The organism is Bacillus sp. Marseille-Q3570 (assembly GCF_946151055.1).
Lineage (GTDB): Bacteria > Bacillota > Bacilli > Bacillales > Fictibacillaceae > Pseudalkalibacillus.
Window position 1 is genome coordinate 360,879 of the sequence record NZ_CAMGYZ010000004.1, and the last position, 23,162, is coordinate 384,040.

A 23,162-nucleotide genomic window follows, 5' to 3' on the forward strand; every position below is an offset into this window, starting at 1 on the left:
ACCCCATTCTTATATAGCAAGAACGTTTTTTGAGGCAGGCGCTCTTAAAAAGGAGGGCCTGTTCTTTTCTTAATCTATTAAGTTCATACTCTGTGAAAGATACATTTCTAACGTCTTTCCACAGATCCTTACTATCAAAATTGAAGGGTGTGGGACAACATTAACGTTTATTTGGACATCTTAAATAAATTAATACCTGCAGGGTGGATGACGATCAAAATATTAGTAACATCTGCAATATTGACCTATTTGATCGCTTTCATAGCCGGTCTAGGCAGAGTTTCACAGTTTTCCATCATACGGACCCTGACCATGCTTTACGTGGAATTATTCCGCGGTACCTCCTTGCTCGTGCAAATGTTCTGGATCTTCTTCGCATTACCTGCTTTTGGGGTAGAATTCTCAGCCTTCTGGGCAGGAGTTTTCGCATTGAGTCTAAACTACGGGGCCTACGCTTCCGAGGTTGTAAGAGGAGCAATCCTGGCAATTCCAAAAACACAAACTGAAGCTTCTATCGCGTTGAATATGACTCGATGGCAACGATTGAAATTGGTCATTCTACCCCAAGCATTCCGGATCATGCTCCCGGGTTTAGGGAACAACTCGATCGAGCTCCTGAAAGGAACTTCCCTTGTTTCCCTGATCACTTTAGGGGATCTAACCTATCGGGGTTTGATCATCCAAAATACGAACCTCAGTTACACGGTTCCTGTATTCGTTCTATTATTAATACTCTATTTCATCATCGCTTTGCCACTTATCATCATTGTGCGGCGATTAGAGGCTAGAGCATCGAAAGGAGTGGCGAAGGCATGACTTGGGATTGGGAGTTCGCAATAGAAGTTTTCCCGGAAATATTCAATGTAATCTGGCTTGTAATCGGGATAACATTAGGTGCTTATGCAGTAGCTCTGGTGTTCGGCCTGATATTGACCTTTGCACGGCGGTCCAGCTTCAAGCCTTTGTCCTGGCTTGTATATGGATTTATTGAATTCATACGAAGCACACCTCCGCTAGTCCAACTGTTTTTTGTTTATTTTGCCTTGCCGTTGATCGGCATCTCTCTAAACAAATATGTTGCTGGAATCCTTACTCTGGGAATCCATTACAGCACATATGTGTCCGAAGTATACCGGTCTGGGATCGATTCAATTGAAAAAGGGCAATGGGAAGCTGCAAGAGCATTGAACTTTACCAAATCACAGACTTGGTTCAAAGTCATACTTCCTCAAGCAATTCCCCCTGTGATCCCGATGCTTGGAAACTATTTGATCATTTTATTTAAAGAAACGCCTCTTTTAATGGCTATCGGAGTAGTAGAATTTCTACAAAAAGCATTCTTGATCGGAGCAGATCACTTTAAATATCTAGAACCATTAACCATCGTAGGATTACTATTCCTTCTGCTCAGCTATCCATCTGCTTTACTTATCAACAGGCTGGAAAAATGGTCGACTCAAGCTTACGGAAAGGGAAGCCGTTAAAATAATACAATCTGATGAATGATTATAAGAGAAAGGACGGACCAATGACAAAAAATTCAGTTAAACAACCACTTGTAAAATACGAAAAGGTTACAAAGAAATTCGGTGATTTAGAGGTTTTAAAAGGACTGGACCTTGAGATCAATCCTGGAGAAAGAGTCGCATTAATCGGACCAAGTGGTTCAGGGAAAACCACAATCATCAGAATGTTAATGACACTGGAGGAACTTACTGACGGCGTTATAATGGTAGACGGCACACCATTATGGCATAAAGAAGTGAATGACAAGTTGGTGCCTGCTGATGAAAACCATTTACGTAAAATCCGGGGGGATATCGGGATGGTCTTCCAACAATTCAATCTATTCCCCCATATGACGATCCTGAGAAATGTAACTGAAGCTCAAATCCATGTAAAAGGTACTCCTAAGGATGAAGCTGAAAAAAGGGCGATTGATATGCTTGAGAAGGTTGGGCTAGGAGAAAAGATCGATGCTTATCCTCTTCAATTATCAGGTGGGCAACAACAGCGTGTCGCCATTGCCAGGGCAGTGGTCATGCAGCCGAAAATCATGCTGTTCGATGAAGTCACTTCTGCGTTGGATCCTGAGCTCGTAGGGGAAGTGTTACAGGTTATTAAAGAGATTGCAATAGAATCGGATATGGCCATGATTCTCGTTACACATGAAATGGATTTTGCGCGGGATGTGGCAGATCGCATCGTCTTTCTACACGATGGACTGATTGAAGAACAGGGAAGCCCACAAGAAATATTGGAAAACCCACAAAGCCCTAGACTTCAATCCTTCCTTAAGCGTTTCTTGAGCACTTAATCCATTATCCAGCTATCAAATACCGCAGACATAGCGCCATCAAAAAACAAGTAGCGATGGAATATCGCTACTTGTTTTTCTTTACTTATTCATACTGGAGAGAAAATCACCTAATGGATCATCATCATCTTCAACCTCTTCCTCTTGTTGAGATTGAATTTCTTTTTGCAGGTTTTCTAAGTTGATTCCATCCAGGTCGTCATCGTTTTCTACCCATTTCTGTTCTACTTTTTTATCTTTACTAGAATTGAACGCGTCTGGTTGGAAGCTGGTCAATGCAGCAGCCGCTTCATCTTCTTGTAGGTAAAGTGCTTCATCAATATCAATTGAATTGCTGTTAAGTGTTGCGAGAAGTGTCGTTGCACGCATAGGGTCATTGATCAAATGAAACAGGATACTCCCAATCAACGCTTCTGAATGCTCGTGCTTGATCCAATTCCTCTGTGCTTTTGTCAATTGCTTCGGTAGAGGTATTGTAATCGTTTCTCTTTCATTTGCAAAGGTTTCATTCACTCCTTGCAGTACATACTGAGCTATTTTACTAGAAAAATTTCTTCTTTCAGTTTCTTTCAACCTTTGAAGTTGTTTTAAAAGATGATCCGGTGTATCTGAAGGTACACGAAACGTAATCGTCTGCCCTCGTTCAACACCTTTTTTTGAACCACTCATACAATCACCTACTTAGCAGATGCAGTCGCTTTCTTTTCATCTTTCGTCTCTTTTGTGTTCTTACGGATGAAATCAGAAATCAATTTATAATAAGCGTTCGCCATCATCCAGACACTTTCGTTCTCATCCTCAAAGAATTCGATATTGAATCCGTCCAAATTATTATTCAGCGTCTTCAAATAATCTTTAAGCACCGCAGATCCCCCACCTACAAAATAGCAAATCTCTGTTTGGGAATTACGTTGCCAAACATTTCGCAAATAACGATATTGCTTTTTCGCAAGTTCCAAGAGGATTCGATCTGTAATGTCATGGACATTTGTCCGGCTACCTTTTACCATGATGTGATGACGATTGTTCTTTCTAGTAATGATATCGACAACATCTCGGCGACTGTCCAGTTCTACTCCATGCTTCGTTAAAATTTCATCTCGGATCGCTTCAAGTGATTCTGCAACACCAAGGTTGAAACCTTGTGCTTTATCATCATCCACATTCCGATTGCGAATGACTGCGATATCTGTCGAAAGACCCCCGATATCCTGAATAAGAATTTGTTTGTCGATCAACTCTTTATTAATGATGTTGAGATCATTATCCATTACTAAATTGACAAAAGCGGCGAATCCTTCAGGATATACTTTTACTTCATCGAATTTGATATTCACTTTCAATCCTTGATAACGAGGCGTCACTAGAAATTCAACCTGGTGGACGGAACCTAACAATTGAGAACGGTAACCGACATCTTTACCTTCTTTGACTTCCCTTAGTGGTAAGCCTGTCCCAAGCGTATAATTCGCTTCAATTACTTTTTTACTGTTATTGCTCTCTTTCTGACCATATCCCACAGCGTCTAATGCGATTGAAGCAAACAACATAATCAACGTTTGGTCTTCTTCTGACTTACTGCTTCCTGGGTCCAACTCTGTTGAGTTACTCGTTTTTGTCGCAAGATTACCCACACGATAAACTGCATTGTTTTCTTTCAGCGCTGGAGAATGGACACGGATATGTATGTTATCAATCGGGTCTTTTTCGTCCAATTCCTCAATCCCAATGACAGGACGATCTTCCATATCCCTCGCAATGACATTAGGAATGTACAAAGCATTTTCAAGTTTTCCAAAGTTCGCTTTAACTGCATCATTACCAACATCAACTGCAGCAACTCTTGATTTATTCATAATAAAATTACCCCTCTCAGAGAAAGTATTTAATAGATTAAACTTATTAGACAAACGAAGAATAGTCAATGTGTCTTTTTTCGTGTTCTTTTTCGTGTACATGTATACATTTTGTAAACACCTTATATAGCAGCATGTATACGGTTTTGTATACTTGTACACATTTTTGCACACTTCTTGTTTACTTTTTGTACACATGTATACACTTTTGTGTACATTCGATTTTTCAAGTAGATTTCCCCTCTCCCCTACTCTAAATCAGACAACCTTAAATGATAGAAACTCGATTTTGTTGTGTCAGATGTTGTGATCTATTGTCATGTTAATAGGGTGCTATGAACTCGATAGATGTAGAATAAGCTTTTTTTGAGAGAGCAGATCGTAGTTCGATTTGAAATATGCAAAAAACATGGCTTATTTGAACTATTAATAGATTTTTAAAAAGAATGGTTGAATGAATTGATGAATGGCGTACATAGATATAATAATAGGTCTATTAGATTACAAAAGAGGAAGAAGAGTTAATCGGTTTGGTATAATATTACAATTGAGTGTGTGCAAAAATAGTTGTGGACGATGTGTAGTACGGTAATGAAAGAAAACTAGACACATATAGATAGAAACCACAAAAAACTCCCTCCTATTTCACTTCATAGGAGGGAGTAAAGGGTTGAATATTGTTGATTCTTTCCTAATTAGCGGATCGAAATTGATCACTTTCTGTCGAGCCTGTGAGTGCTGTCGTAGAGGAAGTACCTCCAGAAATGACCTTAGCTACTTCATCAAAGTAACCCGTCCCAACTTCACGTTGATGCCTTGTGGCTGAATATCCGTATTTTTCGCTATTGAATTCAGCTTGTTGCAACTCAGAATATGCTGCCATTCCCCGATCTTTGTATTGTCTTGCCAATTCAAACATACTGTGATTTAAAGCATGAAATCCTGCAAGCGTAACGAATTGGAACTTATACCCCATGTGACCAAGCTCTTTCTGGAATTTAGCGATCGTAAAATCATCTAATTTAGCTTTCCAGTTGAATGAAGGCGAGCAATTGTATGCAAGCAGTTTACCTGGATATTTTTCATGAATTGCATCAGCAAATTGTCTCGCTTCTTCAAGGTTCGGTTCAGATGTTTCACACCATACCAAGTCTGCATAAGGTGCATACGATAGTCCTCTTGCAATTGCTTGATCAATGCCTGCGTTTGTGCGGAAGAACCCTTCTGGTGTGCGTTCACCGGTGATGAATTCTGCATCTACCGGGTCGATATCACTAGTGATAAGATCTGCGGCGTTCGCATCTGTACGAGCGACAATAATCGTCGGTACCCCCATGACATCTGCTGCGAAGCGCGCAGAAATCAAGTTGCGGACGGAAGTTTGGGTTGGAAGCAATACTTTCCCTCCTAAATGCCCGCATTTTTTCTCAGAAGATAATTGATCCTCGAAGTGAACACCAGCAGCTCCTGCTTCAATCATGCTCTTCATTAGTTCAAATACATTCAATTGGCCACCGAATCCAGCCTCAGCATCTGCTACAATCGGAGCAAACCAATCAATGTCATCTGCACCTTCCATACACTGAATCTGATCTGCACGTTGCAGGGTCTGGTTGATCCGTTTTACAACCTGCGGAACACTATTGGCTGGATAGAGACTTTGGTCAGGATACATATTACCAGATAAGTTTGCGTCTGCAGCAACTTGCCACCCGCTTAAGTAAATTGCCTTCAAGCCTGCCTTAACCTGTTGCATAGCCTGGTTCCCTGTCAAAGCACCAAGTGCATTGATATATCCATCTGTATTAAGTAGTTTCCAAAGCTTTTCAGAACCATGTCTTGCTAGTGTATGTTCAATCTCAATCGAGCCTCTTAAACGTACTACATCTTCAGCTGTATAGGGTCTCGTAACACCTTTCCACCGTTCATTATTCTTCCAATCATATTCTAATTGTTCGATCTTTTCTTTAGTCAATGTTATATCCTCCCTTATCTCATATGTTTCCTACAAGAAATCAGCCTCTTAACTTCATGGAATCGGCCTCCATTTATTCCCATTCCGTCCAAACCATTAAGTATTCAACAGAAATAGAAAGGACGAGGTCCCCCTCATCCCTCTATTCTGCTTTCTTAGACAAGCAGTGCTCACACTCCATGAAATAGGACTCAGCCTGTTCCACAATCGTCTGTCCACATTCAGGACATTTTTTCTTCGGCAAGTTTTTGAAAAATTGAACAGGATTTTCTAAAGCCATTTGTAATTCCTCCTTTTTTGTTTAAAATCTTCATTCTTTTTTCTGTTATAGTACAGTATACATAAGTCATGTGTTTTTGTGTACCCATTTTTTGATTTTTTTGAAATTTATTTATTATATGGGCTATAAACCTTGTAATATAGGCGTTTTTTTGTTTTTAAAATTTTTATAAAGGACTTATTCTGTTATATTACAGGGTCTTGGTATTTACAAATGACCATGAAAAAAACTTCATTAAGGAGCTGTTATATGACAATATTACAAAAATCATTCCTTGTGATATTCATAATAAATATGGGCACCTGTAAATACAGGCATACTTTTTTATAATTGTACTTATTATTGATAAGATTATTGAGTAACTATATAAAAGAAAGAAGATGAGCGCATGTCATCAGAACAAACATTAGCAAGTATTCCAGTTTCGGTATTGGATCTTTCTCCTATCTTAGCTGGTGGTACCCCCTCTGACTCTTTTCAAAATACAGTAGATTTAGCACAACACGCGGAAAAGTGGGGGTATAAACGGTATTGGCTGGCAGAACATCACAATATGCCAGCAATAGCGAGTTCTGCTACCTCTGTAGTCATAGGTCATGTTGCAGCACACACTTCTTCGATACGTGTAGGCTCTGGAGGGATCATGCTGCCGAATCATGCACCACTTGTTATTGCAGAGCAATTCGGAACTCTAGAAACATTATTTCCTCGAAGGATTGATCTAGGTCTAGGAAGGGCGCCTGGAACTGATCAAAGAACCGCATTTGCACTAAGACGACATCACAAAGAGGATGCTCAAGACTTTCCAGAGCAGTTAGAAGAACTCCGCAGCTACTTCGACCCATCCAGAACTAGTGAAAACATGAAAGTACGAGCTTATCCTGGTGAAGGATTGGACGTTCCAATCTGGTTATTAGGGTCCAGTGGTTTCAGTGCTGAATTGGCTGCACGTGAAGGATTACCATTCGCTTTTGCCAGCCATTTTTCACCCAACAACACGCTTCCTGCACTAGAGGTATATCGTAACTATTTCGAACCATCCGATGTGCTTAAGGAACCTTATGCAATGGTGGGTGTCAATGTGATCGCAGCAGATACGGATGAAGAGGCACAATGGTTGGCAACATCATTACAGCAACAATTTTTAAATTTGATCCGAAACAGGTTAGGTCCACTTCAGCCTCCTGTGGAAAGCATGGAAGGAAGATGGACTGAATATGAAAAGGCAGCATTGCAACAACAATTGGGAGGCTCCATCATCGGAAGCCCGGAAACTGTAAAAGAAAAGCTTAAGAGGTTTATTGAGGAAACGAATGCAGACGAACTGATCGTCGCTTCGCAGATCTATGATCATAAAGCACGGTTACATTCATACGAAATTCTCTCAGATATAATGAATGCCTAAAGAAAACCTGGCACAGCCTTGCTTTAGCGCAGGCTGAGCCTTAGTTGCCCTTATATTGTAGAGGGTGGGACAAATCTTTAACTGCCAACAGAAAAGACGAAACAATAGAATAGAATGGAAAAAACGATAGACGAAAAGCGTAGTAACATCCGTAGACTCCTGCGGGGACAGCACGAGTCGAAGACCCCGGAAGAAAGTGGTCTGTGCTTTCTGAGGAGGCTGAGGCCGTGCCCGCGGAAAGCGAAGGATGTTGACGAAGCGGAACCTTCATTTATTACTACTGAAGAAAACCCGGACAAATTGTTCGGGTTTTCTATTGAACAAAGTTCACTTGTCCTAGCATCTTTAAAAGTAATAGTAAAGAGCCATTTGAATTTATTTTTCAACATGGCTCTTTTTTTTGGTTCAATTCCACCTCAACCTAATGATTTTAAATAATGACAGACGGTTTCTATTCCAAGCGTAAAGTTTTCCAAATGGAAATGCTCGTTTGGCGCATGGAGGTTTTCGGATGGTAAACCAAAACCCATCAGCACAACTGGAGCATCCAGTACTGTTGAAAATACCTCTACTATCGGAATCGAGCCCCCTTCTTTCGGAAACAGAGGTTGTACACCATAAACCGTTTCATATGCATCTGCCGCTTTTTGTATCATCGGATTCTTGGAGTCTAGTATGACTGGTGCAGCCTGGATAGATTGTTTCAATAGAACCTTTGTTCCTGCAGGTTTATGTGCCGCCACATGTTGTTCAACCTTTTCAAAAACGGTTTGCGGATCTTGTTCCCCAACAAGACGGCAGCTGATTTTTGCACTCGCCTCACACGGTACAATCGTTTTGATCCCTTCTCCCTGAAATCCAGCAGTAATCCCGTTTATTTCAAGGGTTGGCCGGATTCCGGTTTGTTCAAGGAAATTAAACCCTTCTTCACCAAACAACACTTCTAATCCTAATTCTTGCTTTGTCTTAACTTCGTTGAAAGGAATTGCAGCCACTTCCTCCTTCAATTCTTCCGTGGGATCGGGTACCCCTTCATAAAATCCCTCAACGGCAACTTTTCCATTTCGTTCGTGTAAAGAGTCTAATAGTCGAACGAGATTATGTGCAGCATTGGGAACCCCTCCACCATATACACCGGAATGAAGATCGGAGTTTGCTGTTTTCACGAAAAGTTCCATAGCCAGCGCCCCTCTAAGAGACGTACAGATCGCTGGTTGTCCTCTTTCAATGAATGAAGTATCAGAAATAAGCACTGCATCACAAGACAGCTTATCTGTATGTTGTTTTATGAAAGGGGGCAGATTCGGACTTGCCTGCTCCTCTTCCCCTTCGATGCAAAGCTTTACATTGACGGGGAGTTTCCCGTCTTCATCCATCAACGTTTCAAGTGCTTTTACATGAATGAAAAGCTGGCCTTTATCGTCTGTGGCCCCTCTTGCAAAAAGCTTGTCGTCTCTCACTTCAGGTTCAAACGGAGGTGAATCCCATAATTCTAACGGATCCGCCGGTTGAACATCATAATGTCCATATATCAATACAGTCGGCTTATCAACCGCGTGCAGCCAGTCTGCGTAGACAATTGGATGTCCAGCAGTTTCTATCGTTTCGATGTTTTCCATACCGATCTCTTCAAGTGATGCAGCCAGCCACTCTGCAGCCTTTCGCACATCCCCTTTATGCTCAGGAAGCGTCGAAATACTAGGTATCTTTAAAAATTCTTTCAATTGTTCGATATATGCCGTGTTATGGATCAACTTAGAATCTTTCAAACAGTTAACCTCCTAAAAAAAGTATTGACCTATAACAACAAGTATACAGTAAAAGGCCCACAGAAACTTTCTCTGTGAGCTTTTTTGTATGAATCATCCTATGGGTTCATGTTTGCGTCTCTCATTGCCTCTTCAGAAGTTTGATACGTATACCCGATCAAATCCCACTTCCATATATCAAAGGTGACTGACCCAGAAGATGAAAAGTGGATAGCAGCGTTCTTTTTATCGGGGAAAATCCGGAAAGTAAACACTTCTGCCCCATCATTGACAAAGAGTTCAATGGAAGACTGATCGATGAACATTTGTAATGTCTCTAGACTCGATATTTGACAACTTCTTGTTTCTGTAGATTTATTGTCAAAGGTTTTCCTTCTAATGGTGATCTCTTTTGTTTCGTTTTGATAACTCAATTTTACATAGTCGAATAAATCGATTTCAAAGCAGTTACAAGAATCGGTAGTTCCAAACTTCAAAAATACTTCCATGACGTCCCCATCAAGTTCAGAAAGATGCATCGATTCATCTTTTATATGGATATCTTCCTTTTCAAAAAGGTTCCGTCGCATCTTTTTAAGTTCTTCCACAGGGCTTTGATGGATTTTTCCTTTTTTTACGCGAAGCTCTCTTGGAATGGTCATATTGTGGATCCATTTATAAGACCGAGTTGGCTGTTTTTCTTCATCCTGGTCTGGAACCCCCATCCATCCAATTAGTATTCGCCGCCCATCCTCATCAAGAGTGGTCTGTGGAGCATAAAATTCAAAACCGCGGTCAATTTCCCGGAATGGGCCATGATGGAGAACAGTACGATCGTATTCAAGTTCACCAATGACATAGCCCGATTGATGAACATTGTTATAGAGCATCCCTTGTGGTTCCAAGCCTTGAGGAGAAAACATGAAAACATCTACTCCATCCAATTGGAATAAATCCGGGCACTCCCACATATAACCAAGATAATCGTTTTCTTTTGAACTTGAAATTTCGCCTTTCAACTCCCAAACCATTAAGTCATCTGATGTGTAAAGGACTGCACAACCAAGATCTCCCTGTGTTTGAGCGCCGATTACCATATACCATTTATCTTCATGTTTCCATACTTTAGGATCACGGAAATGGGCTGAATACCCTTCTGGCAAATGGATGACGACACCCTTTTTCTCGAAATGGACCCCATCCTCTGAGACAGCTGAACATTGATAGGTCTCGCGTTCATTCTTCTCATTTTTGACATTCCCCGTATAGAATACGTACAGTTTTCCACCATGGTTGACTGCACTGCCGGAATAACAACCATTTTGTTCATACCATTCACTAGGCGTCAGTGCGATCGGTTCCCATATCCAATGAATAAGGTCGCGCGATGTATAATGTCCCCAAAACTTTGCTCCATGTCCTGTTTTGAACGGCATCCATTGGAAAAAAACATGATACTTGCCTTGCCAATGGATAAGTCCATTCGGATCGTTCATTAACCCTACCGGAGGCATCAAGTGATAATCCTGGCGGTGTGGGTCACTTTCCACTATCTTTTGATATTTATTTATCTCTTCATAGGCTTTCTTTCTTAATGATCGGTCCTCGTTCCGCATGATTCCTCTCCTCTGTCTATCTGAATATAGCTACATGCTAATAGTAAGAAGACCCTGCATCTGCACAAGGTCTTCTTAACCTTTTATAACCTGTATTCTTATGCTGTTTCTTTCTGAACCGGTTTATTTTTATCCGAATACCCAATTGTCCATGTCAATCCGAACGCCACAGCTATCGATACAAGGTTGACGAGAATATAGAGCAGGATTTGGTTATTTAAGAACAATAGCGTACCCGGGATCACCGTGATCGCCATACCAGTTGCTTTCAGTCCGAATAGTGTTGCCATGAAACCTCCTACACCACCACCGATAAGACCCATGACAAACGGTTTTACATAACGTAAGTTAACCCCGAAGATGGCTGGCTCTGTAATTCCTAAAAAGGCAGAGAGGGCTGATGGTAGTGCCAACGCCTTCAGTTTTTTCGATCTTGATTTTAGACCAACCGCAAGAGCCGCTCCACCTTGTGCAGCTATTGAACATGTAATGATCGGATTGAACGGGTTATTGCTGAACCGTTCCAAAAGCTGAATTTCCAAAAAGTTGAATATATGATGGACACCGGTTACGACAATGATTTGATGGAAAAAACCGATAATTAATCCACTTAACCCGAATGGCAATTCTAAAATCGTAAGTGTTCCTTGAAGTATGGCTTCTTCGACAGCATGGAAAACCGGCCCAATCACCAAGAGGGACAGGGTAATCATAACCAATAACGTTAAAAATGGTGTCACGATCAAATCTAAAACCTCAGGCACCACTTTACGAATCCGTTTTTCTAATTTCGCTCCAACAAGACCTGCGATAAATGCGGGTAAAACAGAACCTTGATAACCGAGTACCGGAATGAATCCTAAAAACGTGAGTGGTTCTGCGTCACCTGCCGCTACCTCCCATGCATCTGGCAAAGAAGGAGATACTAACATGAAACCTAATACCAGTCCTACAGTTGGATTACCGCCAAAAACCCTGAAAGTTGACCATGCTATCAAAGCAGGCAAGAAGATGAAGGCAGTATCAGTCAAGACTTGTGTGAATAGAATGAAATTCTCTGAAACGTCATCTGGTGTCATCCCGAAAAGTGCGAGGATTTGTTCTTGCATCACAAGACCACGTAATCCCATGAACAATCCAGTTGCGACTAACGCTGGAATAATCGGTACGAATACATCTCCAAATGAGCGTATTGCTCGTTGGAATAAGTTCCCTTGTTTTACGACTTCCTTCTTCTGTTCATCTTTAGTGGATTCCGTGACCCCAAGATTAGAAAGCTCCTCATAAATTCGGTTTACAGTGCCCGTCCCTAGAATGATCTGGTATTGGCCAGAATTGTAGAATGCACCTTTGACTTTATCAATGGTCTCCACCTTCTCCTGATCAATCAACTCTTTATCATTCAGCATGATACGGAGTCGAGTAGCGCAATGGGCAATGGATTGGATGTTTTCTTTTCCGCCTATTGCGTCAATGATGCTTTGAGCGATGTGTTTATTCTCAGCCATGATACAAACCCTTCCTTCCTTAGCGTAAAGTATTTGTTGTAATTCTGATTTCAATCAACCATCAAAGAACCTTTTAAAATTTGTAAACGCATTCAAAAATCGTTGTTTGTGTGAACGATTCCACATCATTCAAAAAAATCCGAATTGGACTTCTTTCATCCACATGTGAACGATTCCACATTGGTCATATAAGAAATGTTAACGTTTTCACGTGCATTATACACTATTTCTCACGACGAGTCTATAGTTTAATGTGAAACTTTCGTATTCAATGTTTTTGTTTTCCAATTTCACAAGCATATATTTCGCAGCTTTCTTTCCTGCCTCTTCATTAAAATAATCGACTGTGGTCAATGGGGGCGTAATGTATTTGGATAGATCCGAAGCACCAATACCCACTATAGCCATATCCTCGGGAATGGAAATGTTACTTTCTTTTAAATATTCAATTGCTCCGATGGCCATTCGGTCTGTAACTGCAAATATCGCCGTTGGACGCACCTTCGATTGTGTCAGGATCTTTTTCATAGCTTCATAGCCGGATTCATAGCTGAAATCCCCTGTTTGCAGCCATTCCTCATCCATCTCACAGTCAAATTTCCCACAAGTATCTAAAAATGCTTTTTTACGTAAATAGCCGACTGCACGGTCTTTTTCATCCACACCTATAAAAGCGATTTTCCGATGGCCCTTCTCAATAAGATGTTCCGTCAACTCGACAGACGCATTGTAATCATCATACACGATTGATGTGACCCCTGGCAGATCTTGTCCTAAGGAAATGAAAGGAACTTTAACCCCTCTTACTGCTTCGAGAAGACGATCATTTATATTTGTCGCTAACAGAATGATGCCGTCTACTTGTTGTCCCTGCATTAGTTTGATATATTCGATTTCTTTTTCATCATTGAGCTGCGTATTAGCAAGTAACGTTTGAAAACCGAATTTCGATAATTCACCATTTATCCCGTTCACAACTCTACTTGCTGTTTCCGTACTGATTTTAGGCAGAATCACTCCAATGACACTTGAGCGCTTAGTCCGGAGTGATTTAGCTTGTGCACTTGGAATGTAACCAGTTTCTTTTATGGCTTTGATGATCCGCTTTCTCGCTTCTTCACTCACATAGCCATTATTATTTATATAACGTGACACTGTTGTACGCGATACATTTGCCAATCTTGCAATATCTTTGATCGTTGTCATTGCCTATGCCTCCGTAAAGTCCGTTATCTGCATTTTATCATAATCAAACAGGCAAATTATCACTAAGTAAGTATATTGCCGTAAATAACAGGATGATATATGTGAAGATCCGGAATAACTTTTGATTGATCCTTTCAAATAGACGCTGACCTAAAAACAATCCTATTAATACTAATGGTAAAGCATATCCGCTCGACAGCCATACTGTTTGATTCGTTCCTGCAAAAACAACTTGGATAAGCAGACTCATCGAATAGATGAATAGATAGAAAGCTAATGTGGTCCCCCTCAATCTTTCCTTTTCTGTATCCGTCCCCGAAAAATAAAGTAAGATCGGCGGGCCAGGCATACCGATGCTCGTTGTCAACGAACCAGATAATCCCCCGACGACCAAATCTCTATTCTTACTTTGATTCATTCGAAATTTGAAGATCAATAGTACAGTTAATAATAAGATGATCAAGCTAATTCCCAATTTCAACTTGGTCATATCCAATGATAAAAAAACGATGATGCCTAGCGGGAGACCAGCCGCACTCCCAATAACAAACCTCTTTAAAATTCCAAAATCAATATCTTGTCTTATTTTCGTAATTAAAGCACAGGAAATGATCAACGATAATATCAAGTTGAACTGAATCGCTTCAGTGGGCTTGAATAGCAATAGGAGAAAAGGTGTCGCGAGGATTGAAAAGCCGAACCCTGTGCTCGTCTGCAGTACCGAAGCCACTAGAATGATCAGTATGAAGATGACAATGTCCAAGAAAACACCAACTTTATTTCCAAGAATGATTGCTTATACGATCATTTCTCCATAAATTCCACGAATGCATGCAGGATCCTTGCAGTAAGCCCCCAGATGACCTTACCTTCATAAACATAAAAGTATTCTTCGATTTTCCTTGTCTGCCATTGGTAGTCTTCACCGTTTGCAATCAGATGAAATGGAAAACCGTCTTCCGGCTTCACCTCGAAATTCACATAATGAATCTTCGGTGGTGTGTTTTTGAAAAATGATAGCGGCACGGTAAACACTTCCTCTACCTCAGCAGGGTTCGGTTCAATATCTAAATCTGAACAATTCAAAAAGCCTACATACGTATTCACAATCATGCCAAACGGGGAAAGCATATAATCAAAAGGAGAGACATCTATAATCTCCTCATCTGTAACGCCTAATTCTTCTATTGCTTCTCTTACCGCTGCATCCTGAGGGTGTTCGTCCTGAGCATCCACTCTTCCTCCTGGAAAGCAGATTTCCCCCGGCTGACGCCTCATATTGAGTGATCTGACTTCAAACAAGAGATGCAGTTCATCTTCTTTTTGGATTAAAGGGAGAAGGATCGAGTAATGGTTCAACACCTTGTTTCCGATAATGGTAGGTGTATGGTCATTCATTTTCGCAATAATATCTTCTCGTTTCATAAGCACACTCCCAGTATCGTTTTCTCTACTATAACAAAAGAAACACTTGTTTTTGGATTGTAAGTCTTCGTTTACCGATTTATAAAAGAAAAAACCACACTCTAATAAAAGTGGGTTAATGGATAAAGCTGTATTGAAATATGTTGCTAAAGGAATGTTTTCAAGGTAGGTGCTGAAGGAAAATAGCTTAAGAAAAAAGCCTTACTTTTGAGTTTTATCATTCGGTACAACAGTTAATTCTCCTTTGATTTTATCACTGTAGTAGTCATGGTGTGATTTGCATTCATAACGATATGTCCCTGGTTCTGGATCCAGGACGATCAGCCCTGTGCGTCCTTTTTCCATATGAACACTGGTATTCAGCTCAGGAAAATTGAGGATATGACATTTATTCTCCGATTCATTTCGTATTTGTACTACAAACGGTTCACCTGCCGTTAGTTTCATATTTGCTGGTTCCACTGACTCGGGCTTCATCACTATAGTCGGGAGTTTATTGATTGCATTTGCATTAATTCCAGTAACCCAATTTAGCTGTAAATAATAACTGATGAGTAGACCCATGATGGTTGCACCATAAATAGCTCCCTTAACCTTCGGGAACCAGGCAGGCACCTGATGATTCGGATGAAAATTTGTGACTAATCCTGCGATAGATGCAAGCAAGATCGTGAGCACGATGAGCGCACTGAGGAAACTGACTCCTATAAAAGGATTGCTCGCTTCCAACATTGCATTATATTCTGGGTCGATGTTCCTGGTCATTGATATGATAAATGAAGGGACAGTAAGAATGGTGAATAAAAGTCCGTAAAAAATGCCGATGGACGGTATCCACTTCCATTTTAATTTGAAAAGAAGGGTTGCAATGATCAGTGAAAGTACTGCATTCATCAGATGAATAGGTGGAAAATGCCGTAAAATGAATACGCCTGAAAATATGATCGTTACAACTTGCAAAAGAAAAAGTGTCGCAGCAAACTTCGTATAACGATTAGTCATTGTTCTCCCCCTATTTAAGAACCCCTTTTAAATAACTACCTCATAATATTTGGAATAATCTTACTTTATACCTATTTTGTAATATCGAAATTGTCAAATTATATATTTATTTGTATAATTTGGATGTTATCTCCATCTGACCTAAAAATAATGATCTAAGTTAATGAGCTTAGAGAGAAAGGAAGGGACTTTTGTTACTTAAAGCACGAACGGAATCGGATGAACTCCTGGCAATGCGCTCCTTAAACACACGAATGCAGTTAACTGAAAAAGAGAAGAACCACTATTTAAATCTTGAAAAAGGTTATGAAGGAGAGGTGCATTTTGACTCCATGGCAGCAGAAAGTCTTCAAGAAGAAAGATATATAATGAACGACTTGTTGCTTAAAATGAATAACTCCTATTTTCAGATTGACACATTGATCATTTCACAAGGGGTCATCCATTTATTAGATATCAAGAACTTTCAAGGAGACTGTTACTTAGAATCTGACAAGCTTTTTTCAAAGAAAACAAACCGTGAATATAAGAACCCTGTAGATCAGATAAAAAGAAGCGGCATTCTATTCAGCCAGCTCCTCCAAAGCCTCAAGTATAATTACCTCGTCGAATCCTTTGTTATTTACATCAATCCTGAATTTACTTTGTATCAGGCCCCAATGGAACAACCTTTTATTTTACCAACCCAAGTTAATCGTTTTTTGACAGATATGAATAACACTCCATCTAAGTTGAATGATGGCCACAAGAAACTGGCCCAACAATTACTTTCCCTTCATCAAACGAAAAACCCATTTACTACCCTGCCCGAATATAATTATGAAACGGTCCAAAAAGGGATTTATTGTAGGGAGTGTAAGTCATTTCAGATCACCAAAAGAATGAATGATTTTGTCTGTGGAAAGTGCGGAGCACATGAAAAGATTGATCTAGCTATTATTAGAAGTGTGGAGGAATTTAAACGATTGTTTCCTGAGCGAAAGATAACTACCCCAAATATCTATGATTGGTGCAGAGCGGATATAAATAAAAAGACAATTAGTAGAGCATTGAAGAAAAACTATACATTAGTTGGTAATACAAAAGCTATTTTTTATCAATAAAATAGAACGAGTCAAGCTTTCGTTTTTTTCTCCTTTTGTTGTCCCAACCCAAAAGGACTTGTTTCGAGACAGGTCACTCACTTTTTCTGCTTCTCCTGTCCCGTATGAACCCGTTACAGGTCTGAGCACCACTCTTTTTCCCTTCTCCTGTCCCGTATGAACCCGTTACGGGACAGGTCATCGCCCTTTTCTCTTCCTCCTGTCCCGTATGAACCCGTTACGGGACAGGTCATCGCCCTTTTCTCTTCCTCCTGTCCCGTATGAACCTGTTACGGGACAGGTCATCGCTCTTTTCTCCCCTTCCTGTCCCGTATGAACCCGTTACGGGACAGGTCATCGCTCTTTTCTCCCCTTCCTGTCCCGAAAAGCCCTGTTTTTGGACTTCCTCTGCCCGAAGTTAGTACAAGTTTGGAAAATCATAAAAAGAACCTTTAATCCAAAGCTAGATTAAAGGTTCTACTTTAGTAATCTATTATTCTCTCACAACAAACTCACAGAATTAACGATAGGCTGGTTCTTTTTCGCTTAAACCAAGTGCCTCCGCTGTTGAGGAATGAATTTCACGAATAAGCTCCGGATTTTCCACGAGTGACAAGCCATAAGAAGGGATCATTTCTTTTATTTTCGGTTCCCATTCTTTCATATGTTGTGGGAAGCATTTTCCTAATACTTCAAGCATAACGTGCACTGCAGTAGAAGCACCAGGAGATGCCCCAAGCAATGCAGCGATCGAACCATCAGCTGCACTGACAACTTCCGTACCAAATTGAAGTGTTCCTTTACCGCCTGCTTCAGTATCTTTGATAACTTGTACACGTTGGCCTGCTACTACTAAATCCCAATCCTCACTTTTGGCGTCCGGAATAAACTCTCGTATAGCTTCCATGCGCTTTTCTTTGGATAACATAACTTGCTCGATCAGGTACTTTGTCAATGACATCTCTTTCAAACCTGCCGCCATCATCGTTAGCAGATTATTCGGATTGACAGAAGTAAGCAAATCCAGATTCGAACCATTTTTCAAGAACTTGGGTGAGAATCCAGCAAACGGCCCAAACAGCAGTGATTTTTTGTTGTTGATATATCTTGTGTCCAGGTGAGGAACAGACATTGGAGGAGCCCCGACCGGAGCTTTTCCGTATACTTTTGCATGATGCTGCTCTACCACTTCCGGATTGTTACATACCATAAATTGTCCGCTTACCGGGAAGCCACCTATTCCTTTTCCTTCAGGGATACCAGATTTTTGGAGTAAGTGCAGGCTTCCACCGCCGCCACCAATAAAAACGAACTTTGCTGTAGGACGTACAACCTTACCGCTATCAAGATCCCGTACTTTCAATTCCCACGAGCCATCGCTAGCACGTTTTATATCCTCAACACTATGTTTATAGTTCATATCAACATTATCACTCTTTAAGTGATCAAACAATTTACGTGTCAACGCGCCAAAGTTGACATCCGTCCCAGAGTCAATTTTTGTAGCAGCTATCGGTTCATTCACTTTACGACCTTCCATCACGAGTGGTAGCCATTCCATCAGCTGTTCAATGTCATCAGAAAATTCCATGTCTTTGAACAAAGGATTGTTTGACATCGCCTCAAAACGTTTCTTTAAATAAGTTACATTCTTTTCACCTCGTACGAAACTCATATGAGGCAATGACATGATAAAGTCCTGCGGATTCCTTATCATCTTGCTATTTACAAGATAAGACCAAAATTGTCTTGAAAGCTGAAACTGTTCATTGATTTTTATCGCTTTGCTAATATCTATAGATCCGTCTGGTTTTTCGTTTGTATAATTAAGCTCACACAATGCAGCATGTCCCGTTCCCGCATTATTCCATTCGTTAGAGCTTTCCTCACCTGTTTTTTCAAGCTTCTCAAACACTGTAATTTTCCAGTCCGGTACTAATTCTTTCAGAAGTGCTCCTAAAGTTGCGCTCATGATCCCAGCGCCAATTAAGATTACGTCAATATTAGATTCTCTGTTGCTCATTTTTACCATCCTTATACCTTTGATTTACAGTACAGCTCAGGGAAACCTTGTCTCTATCAACCATATCATAATGTAATTACAATAATTTAAAGATTTTAACGAATTTCTACTATTCTCTGATAATTATATACCATTTAAGGCTGGTAAAAAAGGGGAGTCCTTTACACAGGCCAAGAACATGCAAAAAAAGAAGGCATCAGCTTGTCGGAAGGGTCAAGGGTTTGGTATCAATTTCCTTTTCGTCTTCAATTTAAACAAAAATAGCTTTAACAGTATGATACCTGAATTCTTGGAAAATATATAAGACAGGAGGGATCGATATGAACAATAATAACCTGACTGTCGAACAATTCAATCAGTTAATACAGCAATGGAGCGGAAAGAATATTAAAATAACCAAACAGGAACTCGGTGATAAGGATACCATCATTATGAAATTAGATGATATTTCTTATCATAATGATACAAGAAGAATCGATGACTACGAATCATTGCATTCGATTCATTTAATTGGCGAAGGAACAACTGAAACAGGTCCACAAACTGCACAGCCTCTCCCTACTTCTTCTTACAAAATCCCACTCGAGGATACCACTCGTTACCAATTTGATGACATCCGATTTTCTCTCGTTAATGAAAGAGGGACTTATACGATCGAACTTTCCGGTTAAATGCTTGATTAGATAAAACCCAAAAACGAATTATAGGGACTGTCCCAAAAGTTCTGGGCAATCCCTCGTTTCTCATTTTTCATTAAAAATCTTTTTTATGAAAATGTATTTATCGCTATGAGCTTGGAAAAAATAATAGTGTAATAATTTTATAGATTAAGTTTTATCTGGGGGAATTAACTGTGGAATTGATACACATATCCAGTAAGCTCGTTTTAGGCTTCTTTTTGCTTTTTTTACTAATTAGAATTATAGGTAAGAAGTTGATAGACCAATTCACGCCATTTCATTTTATTTCAGCAATTGTCCTAAGTGAGTTGTTAGGAAATGCCGTTTATGAAAAGACAATTCCTATTATGTATATTCTATTCACAATACTCATATGGGGAGGTTTATTATTTTTAGTTGAATACCTATCCCAAAAATTTCAACATTTACGAAGTTATTTTGAGGGGAAACCTTCCATGGTCATCCGTAATGGACAGATTGATTTTGAACAGTTGAAAAAGAGTCGTATGAACATCAATCAATTACAAAGTCTACTACGCCAAAGTGAAATATTCTCCGTCCGAGAGGTGGCATTTGCATTCATTGAATCAAATGGTTCCATTAGTGTGTTAAAAAAATCACCGTACCAGAAAACTACCTTACAAGATTTTAATATGCCCCCTCATCCTGTTTATTTACCGATAACTTTGATTAGAGATGGTGAATTAATTAAAGCGAATTTAAAAGAAATGAATAAAGATGATGAATGGCTTAGAAACCAGTTATCATCCAATGGGATAAGTAAAGTTGAGGATGTCCTTTTTGCTGAATGGTTAGAAAACGATGGATTATATGTTATCCCGCATAAACCTCCGCCACAACAAAAAATTTAAAACCTTTATTAAACGGCTGTATTAATTTTATGTTGATTCCTAAGAAAACCCTCCTTTTCCGCAGGCGATCCGCTCATTCCTCATTTCATAACCCTGGTTATTTTGATCTTTTAATCGACGCTTGATTACTTATGGTACGGTTCACCCCGGTTGATCTTAAATGTCCGGTAAATCTGCTCTACGAGAATCAATCGCATCAGCTGATGAGGAAAGGTCATTTTAGAGAAAGATAATTGGTCATTAGATCTGTTTAATACTGCTTCGCTCAATCCTAATGAGCCTCCAATAACAAAAGCGACTTTGGATTTCCCATACGTTGCTAGTTGGTCCAAATTGTTAGCAAGTTGCTCTGACGTCTTTTGTTTGCCTTCAATGGCTAGAGCGATGACATGTACATCTTGCCCGATCTTTGCAAGAAGACGTGATCCTTCTGCATCTTTCACCTTCTCCATCTCATTCTCACTCAATTGTTCTGGAGCCTTTTCATCAGGAACCTCAATTACCTCTATTTTGGCATATGGCCCTATCCGTTTTACATATTCAGCGATTCCTTGTTTCAAATACTTCTCTTTCAATTTCCCAACGGTGATGATTTGTATATTCACAGGTTGTCCACCTCTATAAACACGTTATCCACAAAACTTATCCACATATACACATTTTCTATCCACATTCTGTATAGGAACATTAGTTTGACACCATATATATGGCGTTATTATCGCAATATTCACAGGTTGTGGATAATTGTTCTGCATTTGTGAGTTCTTTCATTTCTGGTGCAGTTTCATATTCATCGACAATGATATCGAGTGCAAGTTCGACATGTTCTTTACAGCATGCGATCACTTCTTATCACTTCCTTGCCTTCTTTTTCACATAAGACTAGTTTAGCATAATTCGTTTTCTTACAAGAAAAAGGGAGAGTCTGAATTACTCTCCCGTTCCTTCTGCTTCTCCAAGTGTCATCGTTGTCGTTTTCTTTTCTCCTTCACGGTAATACGTTATTTCCATTTCCTCGTCGATTTCTTTGTGTGAATACAGATGTTTTCGTAACTCTGCTGGTGAGCCGACTTTTTCCCCATCAAGCTCGACAATGACATCAAATTCTTTCAAACCTGCTTTCCCTGCTGGAGAGTTCGATTGGACACCCATAATGACGACACCCTGGTTAATATCGTTCGGAATCTTAAGCGTTTGTTCCCTATGATAACGCGAGACTTGTGCTAGTGGTGCTATTTCAACTCCCATGTATGGGCGTAAAACTTTACCGTGGCTTTCGAGATCGGCAATGATCGGTCTAGCAACATCTGAAGGGATTGCAAATCCGATTCCTTCTACAGATTGCTGGGCGATCTTCATCGAATTTATACCGATCACTTGACCTTTTATATTGATTAAAGCACCGCCGCTGTTCCCTGGATTGATTGCTGCATCCGTCTGAATGACTTCAGCTTGCCAATCGGGTTGACCGTCTTGATTTGGGTCAACTCCAATCGTACGATCAGCAGCACTTACAATTCCTTGTGTTACTGTCCCAGGAAAGTTTCCGAGAGGGTTTCCGATTGCAATTGCCGGTTCTCCTGGCTTCAAGTTGCTGGAATTTCCAAATTCCGCGACTTCCTTAATTTTGCTTCCATCAACCTGCAAAACGGCCAAATCCATAATTTGATCGGATCCTAGCAGTTCAGCTTCTAATTTGGTTCCATCAGCTAATGCAATTTCGATCTGGGTTGCGTTTGCTACCACATGTGCATTGGTAACTACAAAAGCCTTTCCGCCTTCTTTTTTATAAATGACCCCGGAACCTACTCCAGTCGGGTTTTCTTGTGAAAACATGCTGGACTTTTGGATATTCTCAACTTCGACAACAGCACCCTGTGCCTTTTCAACAGCTTCTGTTATGGCAGTATTGACATCCACATTCACTGTCTCATTGGTCACATTTTGTTCTGTATCCCCAGCCGCATCCTTATTGGGATTCACCTTAAGATCACCTGAAAATAAACCGAAGTCAGTTGCAAAAATGACTAAAAGAGCGCCAAGCAAAACCCCGGTCAAACCCATTAGAAAACTTCTTGACCTGTTCCCCTTTGATTTTTGAGGATTACGATAGTCGTGATCATAGTAACCCATTTATCTCATCATCCCTTTCAGTTATCATTGTTAT

The 23,162-nt window shown here is 40.1% G+C and carries 22 protein-coding genes; 7 read left to right on the plus strand and 15 right to left on the minus strand.

Annotated elements, in window-relative coordinates; genetic code table 11:
- The first annotated feature begins 159 nt into the window (after positions 1–159).
- The 3 genes from ehuC to ehuA are packed head-to-tail and all read left to right on the plus strand — an operon-like array spanning position 160 to position 2,317.
- Positions 160–816 (plus strand): ectoine/hydroxyectoine ABC transporter permease subunit EhuC, encoded by a 657-nt coding sequence (ehuC, locus tag N8M93_RS09625; RefSeq protein WP_261131465.1) that lies wholly within the window; start codon positions 160–162, stop codon positions 814–816.
- Positions 813–1,484, plus strand: coding sequence for an ectoine/hydroxyectoine ABC transporter permease subunit EhuD (gene ehuD / locus N8M93_RS09630; RefSeq protein WP_261131335.1), 672 nt, complete (start codon positions 813–815; stop codon positions 1,482–1,484). The genes ehuC and ehuD overlap by 4 nt, the downstream gene beginning before the upstream one ends.
- 44 nt (positions 1,485–1,528) lie before the next feature.
- Entirely contained in the window at positions 1,529–2,317 is a 789-nt protein-coding gene (gene ehuA, locus N8M93_RS09635; protein WP_261131337.1) for an ectoine/hydroxyectoine ABC transporter ATP-binding protein EhuA, read from the plus strand.
- An 81-nt stretch (positions 2,318–2,398) separates the two neighbouring features.
- On the opposite strand, the gene N8M93_RS09640 is transcribed toward ehuA, so the two are convergent.
- From N8M93_RS09640 to yhfH, 4 genes are all read right to left on the minus strand, one after another.
- Positions 2,399–2,986 carry a hypothetical protein gene (locus N8M93_RS09640; RefSeq protein ID WP_261131341.1) on the minus strand — a complete coding sequence of 196 codons (588 nt, stop codon included), beginning with the start codon at positions 2,984–2,986 and terminating at the stop codon, positions 2,399–2,401.
- 8 nt (positions 2,987–2,994) lie between these two features.
- Positions 2,995–4,173 carry a ParM/StbA family protein gene (locus N8M93_RS09645; RefSeq protein ID WP_261131343.1) on the minus strand — a complete coding sequence of 393 codons (1,179 nt, stop codon included), beginning with the start codon at positions 4,171–4,173 and terminating at the stop codon, positions 2,995–2,997.
- 691 nt (positions 4,174–4,864) lie between these two features.
- Positions 4,865–6,148: an isocitrate lyase gene (aceA, locus tag N8M93_RS09650; RefSeq protein WP_396125497.1), complete on the minus strand. Its 1,284-nt coding sequence runs from the start codon at positions 6,146–6,148 to the stop codon at positions 4,865–4,867.
- A 142-nt stretch (positions 6,149–6,290) separates the two neighbouring features.
- The gene (gene yhfH / locus N8M93_RS09655) at positions 6,291–6,428 is read right to left on the minus strand and encodes a protein YhfH (RefSeq protein ID WP_221567469.1); all 138 of its coding nucleotides are present in this window, start codon (positions 6,426–6,428) and stop codon (positions 6,291–6,293) included.
- Positions 6,429–6,816: 388 nt separating this feature from the next.
- On the opposite strand from yhfH, the gene N8M93_RS09660 reads away from it, so the two are divergent.
- Complete coding sequence (locus N8M93_RS09660) at positions 6,817–7,833, plus strand: LLM class flavin-dependent oxidoreductase (protein ID WP_261131345.1); 1,017 nt, start codon at positions 6,817–6,819, stop codon at positions 7,831–7,833.
- A gap of 416 nt (positions 7,834–8,249) precedes the next feature.
- On the opposite strand, the gene N8M93_RS09665 is transcribed toward N8M93_RS09660, so the two are convergent.
- The 7 genes from N8M93_RS09665 to N8M93_RS09695 all read right to left on the minus strand — a co-directional run bounded on the left by N8M93_RS09665 (position 8,250) and on the right by N8M93_RS09695 (position 16,338).
- Positions 8,250–9,602 carry a dipeptidase gene (locus tag N8M93_RS09665; RefSeq protein ID WP_261131347.1) on the minus strand — a complete coding sequence of 451 codons (1,353 nt, stop codon included), beginning with the start codon at positions 9,600–9,602 and terminating at the stop codon, positions 8,250–8,252.
- 98 nt (positions 9,603–9,700) lie between these two features.
- Positions 9,701–11,197: a glycoside hydrolase family 32 protein gene (locus N8M93_RS09670; protein ID WP_261131349.1), complete on the minus strand. Its 1,497-nt coding sequence runs from the start codon at positions 11,195–11,197 to the stop codon at positions 9,701–9,703.
- A 98-nt stretch (positions 11,198–11,295) separates the two neighbouring features.
- On the minus strand, positions 11,296–12,705 hold the full coding sequence (locus N8M93_RS09675; protein ID WP_261131352.1) for a sucrose-specific PTS transporter subunit IIBC: 1,410 nt from the start codon (positions 12,703–12,705) through the stop codon (positions 11,296–11,298).
- Between the two features lie 216 nt (positions 12,706–12,921).
- Positions 12,922–13,911: a LacI family DNA-binding transcriptional regulator gene (locus N8M93_RS09680; RefSeq protein WP_261131353.1), complete on the minus strand. Its 990-nt coding sequence runs from the start codon at positions 13,909–13,911 to the stop codon at positions 12,922–12,924.
- A 43-nt stretch (positions 13,912–13,954) separates the two neighbouring features.
- Complete coding sequence (locus tag N8M93_RS09685) at positions 13,955–14,674, minus strand: sulfite exporter TauE/SafE family protein (RefSeq protein WP_261131355.1); 720 nt, start codon at positions 14,672–14,674, stop codon at positions 13,955–13,957.
- A 41-nt stretch (positions 14,675–14,715) separates the two neighbouring features.
- Complete coding sequence (locus N8M93_RS09690) at positions 14,716–15,336, minus strand: CoA pyrophosphatase (RefSeq protein ID WP_261131357.1); 621 nt, start codon at positions 15,334–15,336, stop codon at positions 14,716–14,718.
- A 201-nt stretch (positions 15,337–15,537) separates the two neighbouring features.
- Complete coding sequence (locus N8M93_RS09695) at positions 15,538–16,338, minus strand: cupredoxin domain-containing protein (RefSeq protein ID WP_261131360.1); 801 nt, start codon at positions 16,336–16,338, stop codon at positions 15,538–15,540.
- Positions 16,339–16,529: 191 nt separating this feature from the next.
- Here N8M93_RS09695 and N8M93_RS09700 point away from each other — a divergent pair, with 191 nt between their 5' ends.
- Entirely contained in the window at positions 16,530–17,441 is a 912-nt protein-coding gene (locus N8M93_RS09700; RefSeq protein WP_261131362.1) for a nuclease-related domain-containing protein, read from the plus strand.
- Between the two features lie 499 nt (positions 17,442–17,940).
- On the opposite strand, the gene N8M93_RS09705 is transcribed toward N8M93_RS09700, so the two are convergent.
- Positions 17,941–19,443 carry a malate:quinone oxidoreductase gene (locus N8M93_RS09705; RefSeq protein WP_261131364.1) on the minus strand — a complete coding sequence of 501 codons (1,503 nt, stop codon included), beginning with the start codon at positions 19,441–19,443 and terminating at the stop codon, positions 17,941–17,943.
- 320 nt (positions 19,444–19,763) lie between these two features.
- On the opposite strand from N8M93_RS09705, the gene N8M93_RS09710 reads away from it, so the two are divergent.
- The gene (locus N8M93_RS09710; RefSeq protein ID WP_261131366.1) at positions 19,764–20,114 is read left to right on the plus strand and encodes a hypothetical protein; all 351 of its coding nucleotides are present in this window, start codon (positions 19,764–19,766) and stop codon (positions 20,112–20,114) included.
- A gap of 182 nt (positions 20,115–20,296) precedes the next feature.
- A complete protein-coding gene (locus N8M93_RS09715) occupies positions 20,297–20,995 on the plus strand; it encodes a DUF421 domain-containing protein (protein ID WP_261131368.1) in 699 nt (232 codons plus the stop codon).
- A 125-nt stretch (positions 20,996–21,120) separates the two neighbouring features.
- Here the strand turns inward: N8M93_RS09715 and rlmH are convergent, their stop codons facing one another.
- From rlmH to N8M93_RS09730, 3 genes are all read right to left on the minus strand, one after another.
- Positions 21,121–21,600: a 23S rRNA (pseudouridine(1915)-N(3))-methyltransferase RlmH gene (gene rlmH / locus N8M93_RS09720; RefSeq protein WP_261131370.1), complete on the minus strand. Its 480-nt coding sequence runs from the start codon at positions 21,598–21,600 to the stop codon at positions 21,121–21,123.
- 82 nt (positions 21,601–21,682) lie between these two features.
- On the minus strand, positions 21,683–21,841 hold the full coding sequence (locus N8M93_RS09725; RefSeq protein WP_261131374.1) for a CxxH/CxxC protein: 159 nt from the start codon (positions 21,839–21,841) through the stop codon (positions 21,683–21,685).
- Positions 21,842–21,925: 84 nt separating this feature from the next.
- Positions 21,926–23,128 (minus strand): S1C family serine protease, encoded by a 1,203-nt coding sequence (locus N8M93_RS09730; protein ID WP_261131376.1) that lies wholly within the window; start codon positions 23,126–23,128, stop codon positions 21,926–21,928.
- Positions 23,129–23,162 lie beyond the last annotated feature (34 nt).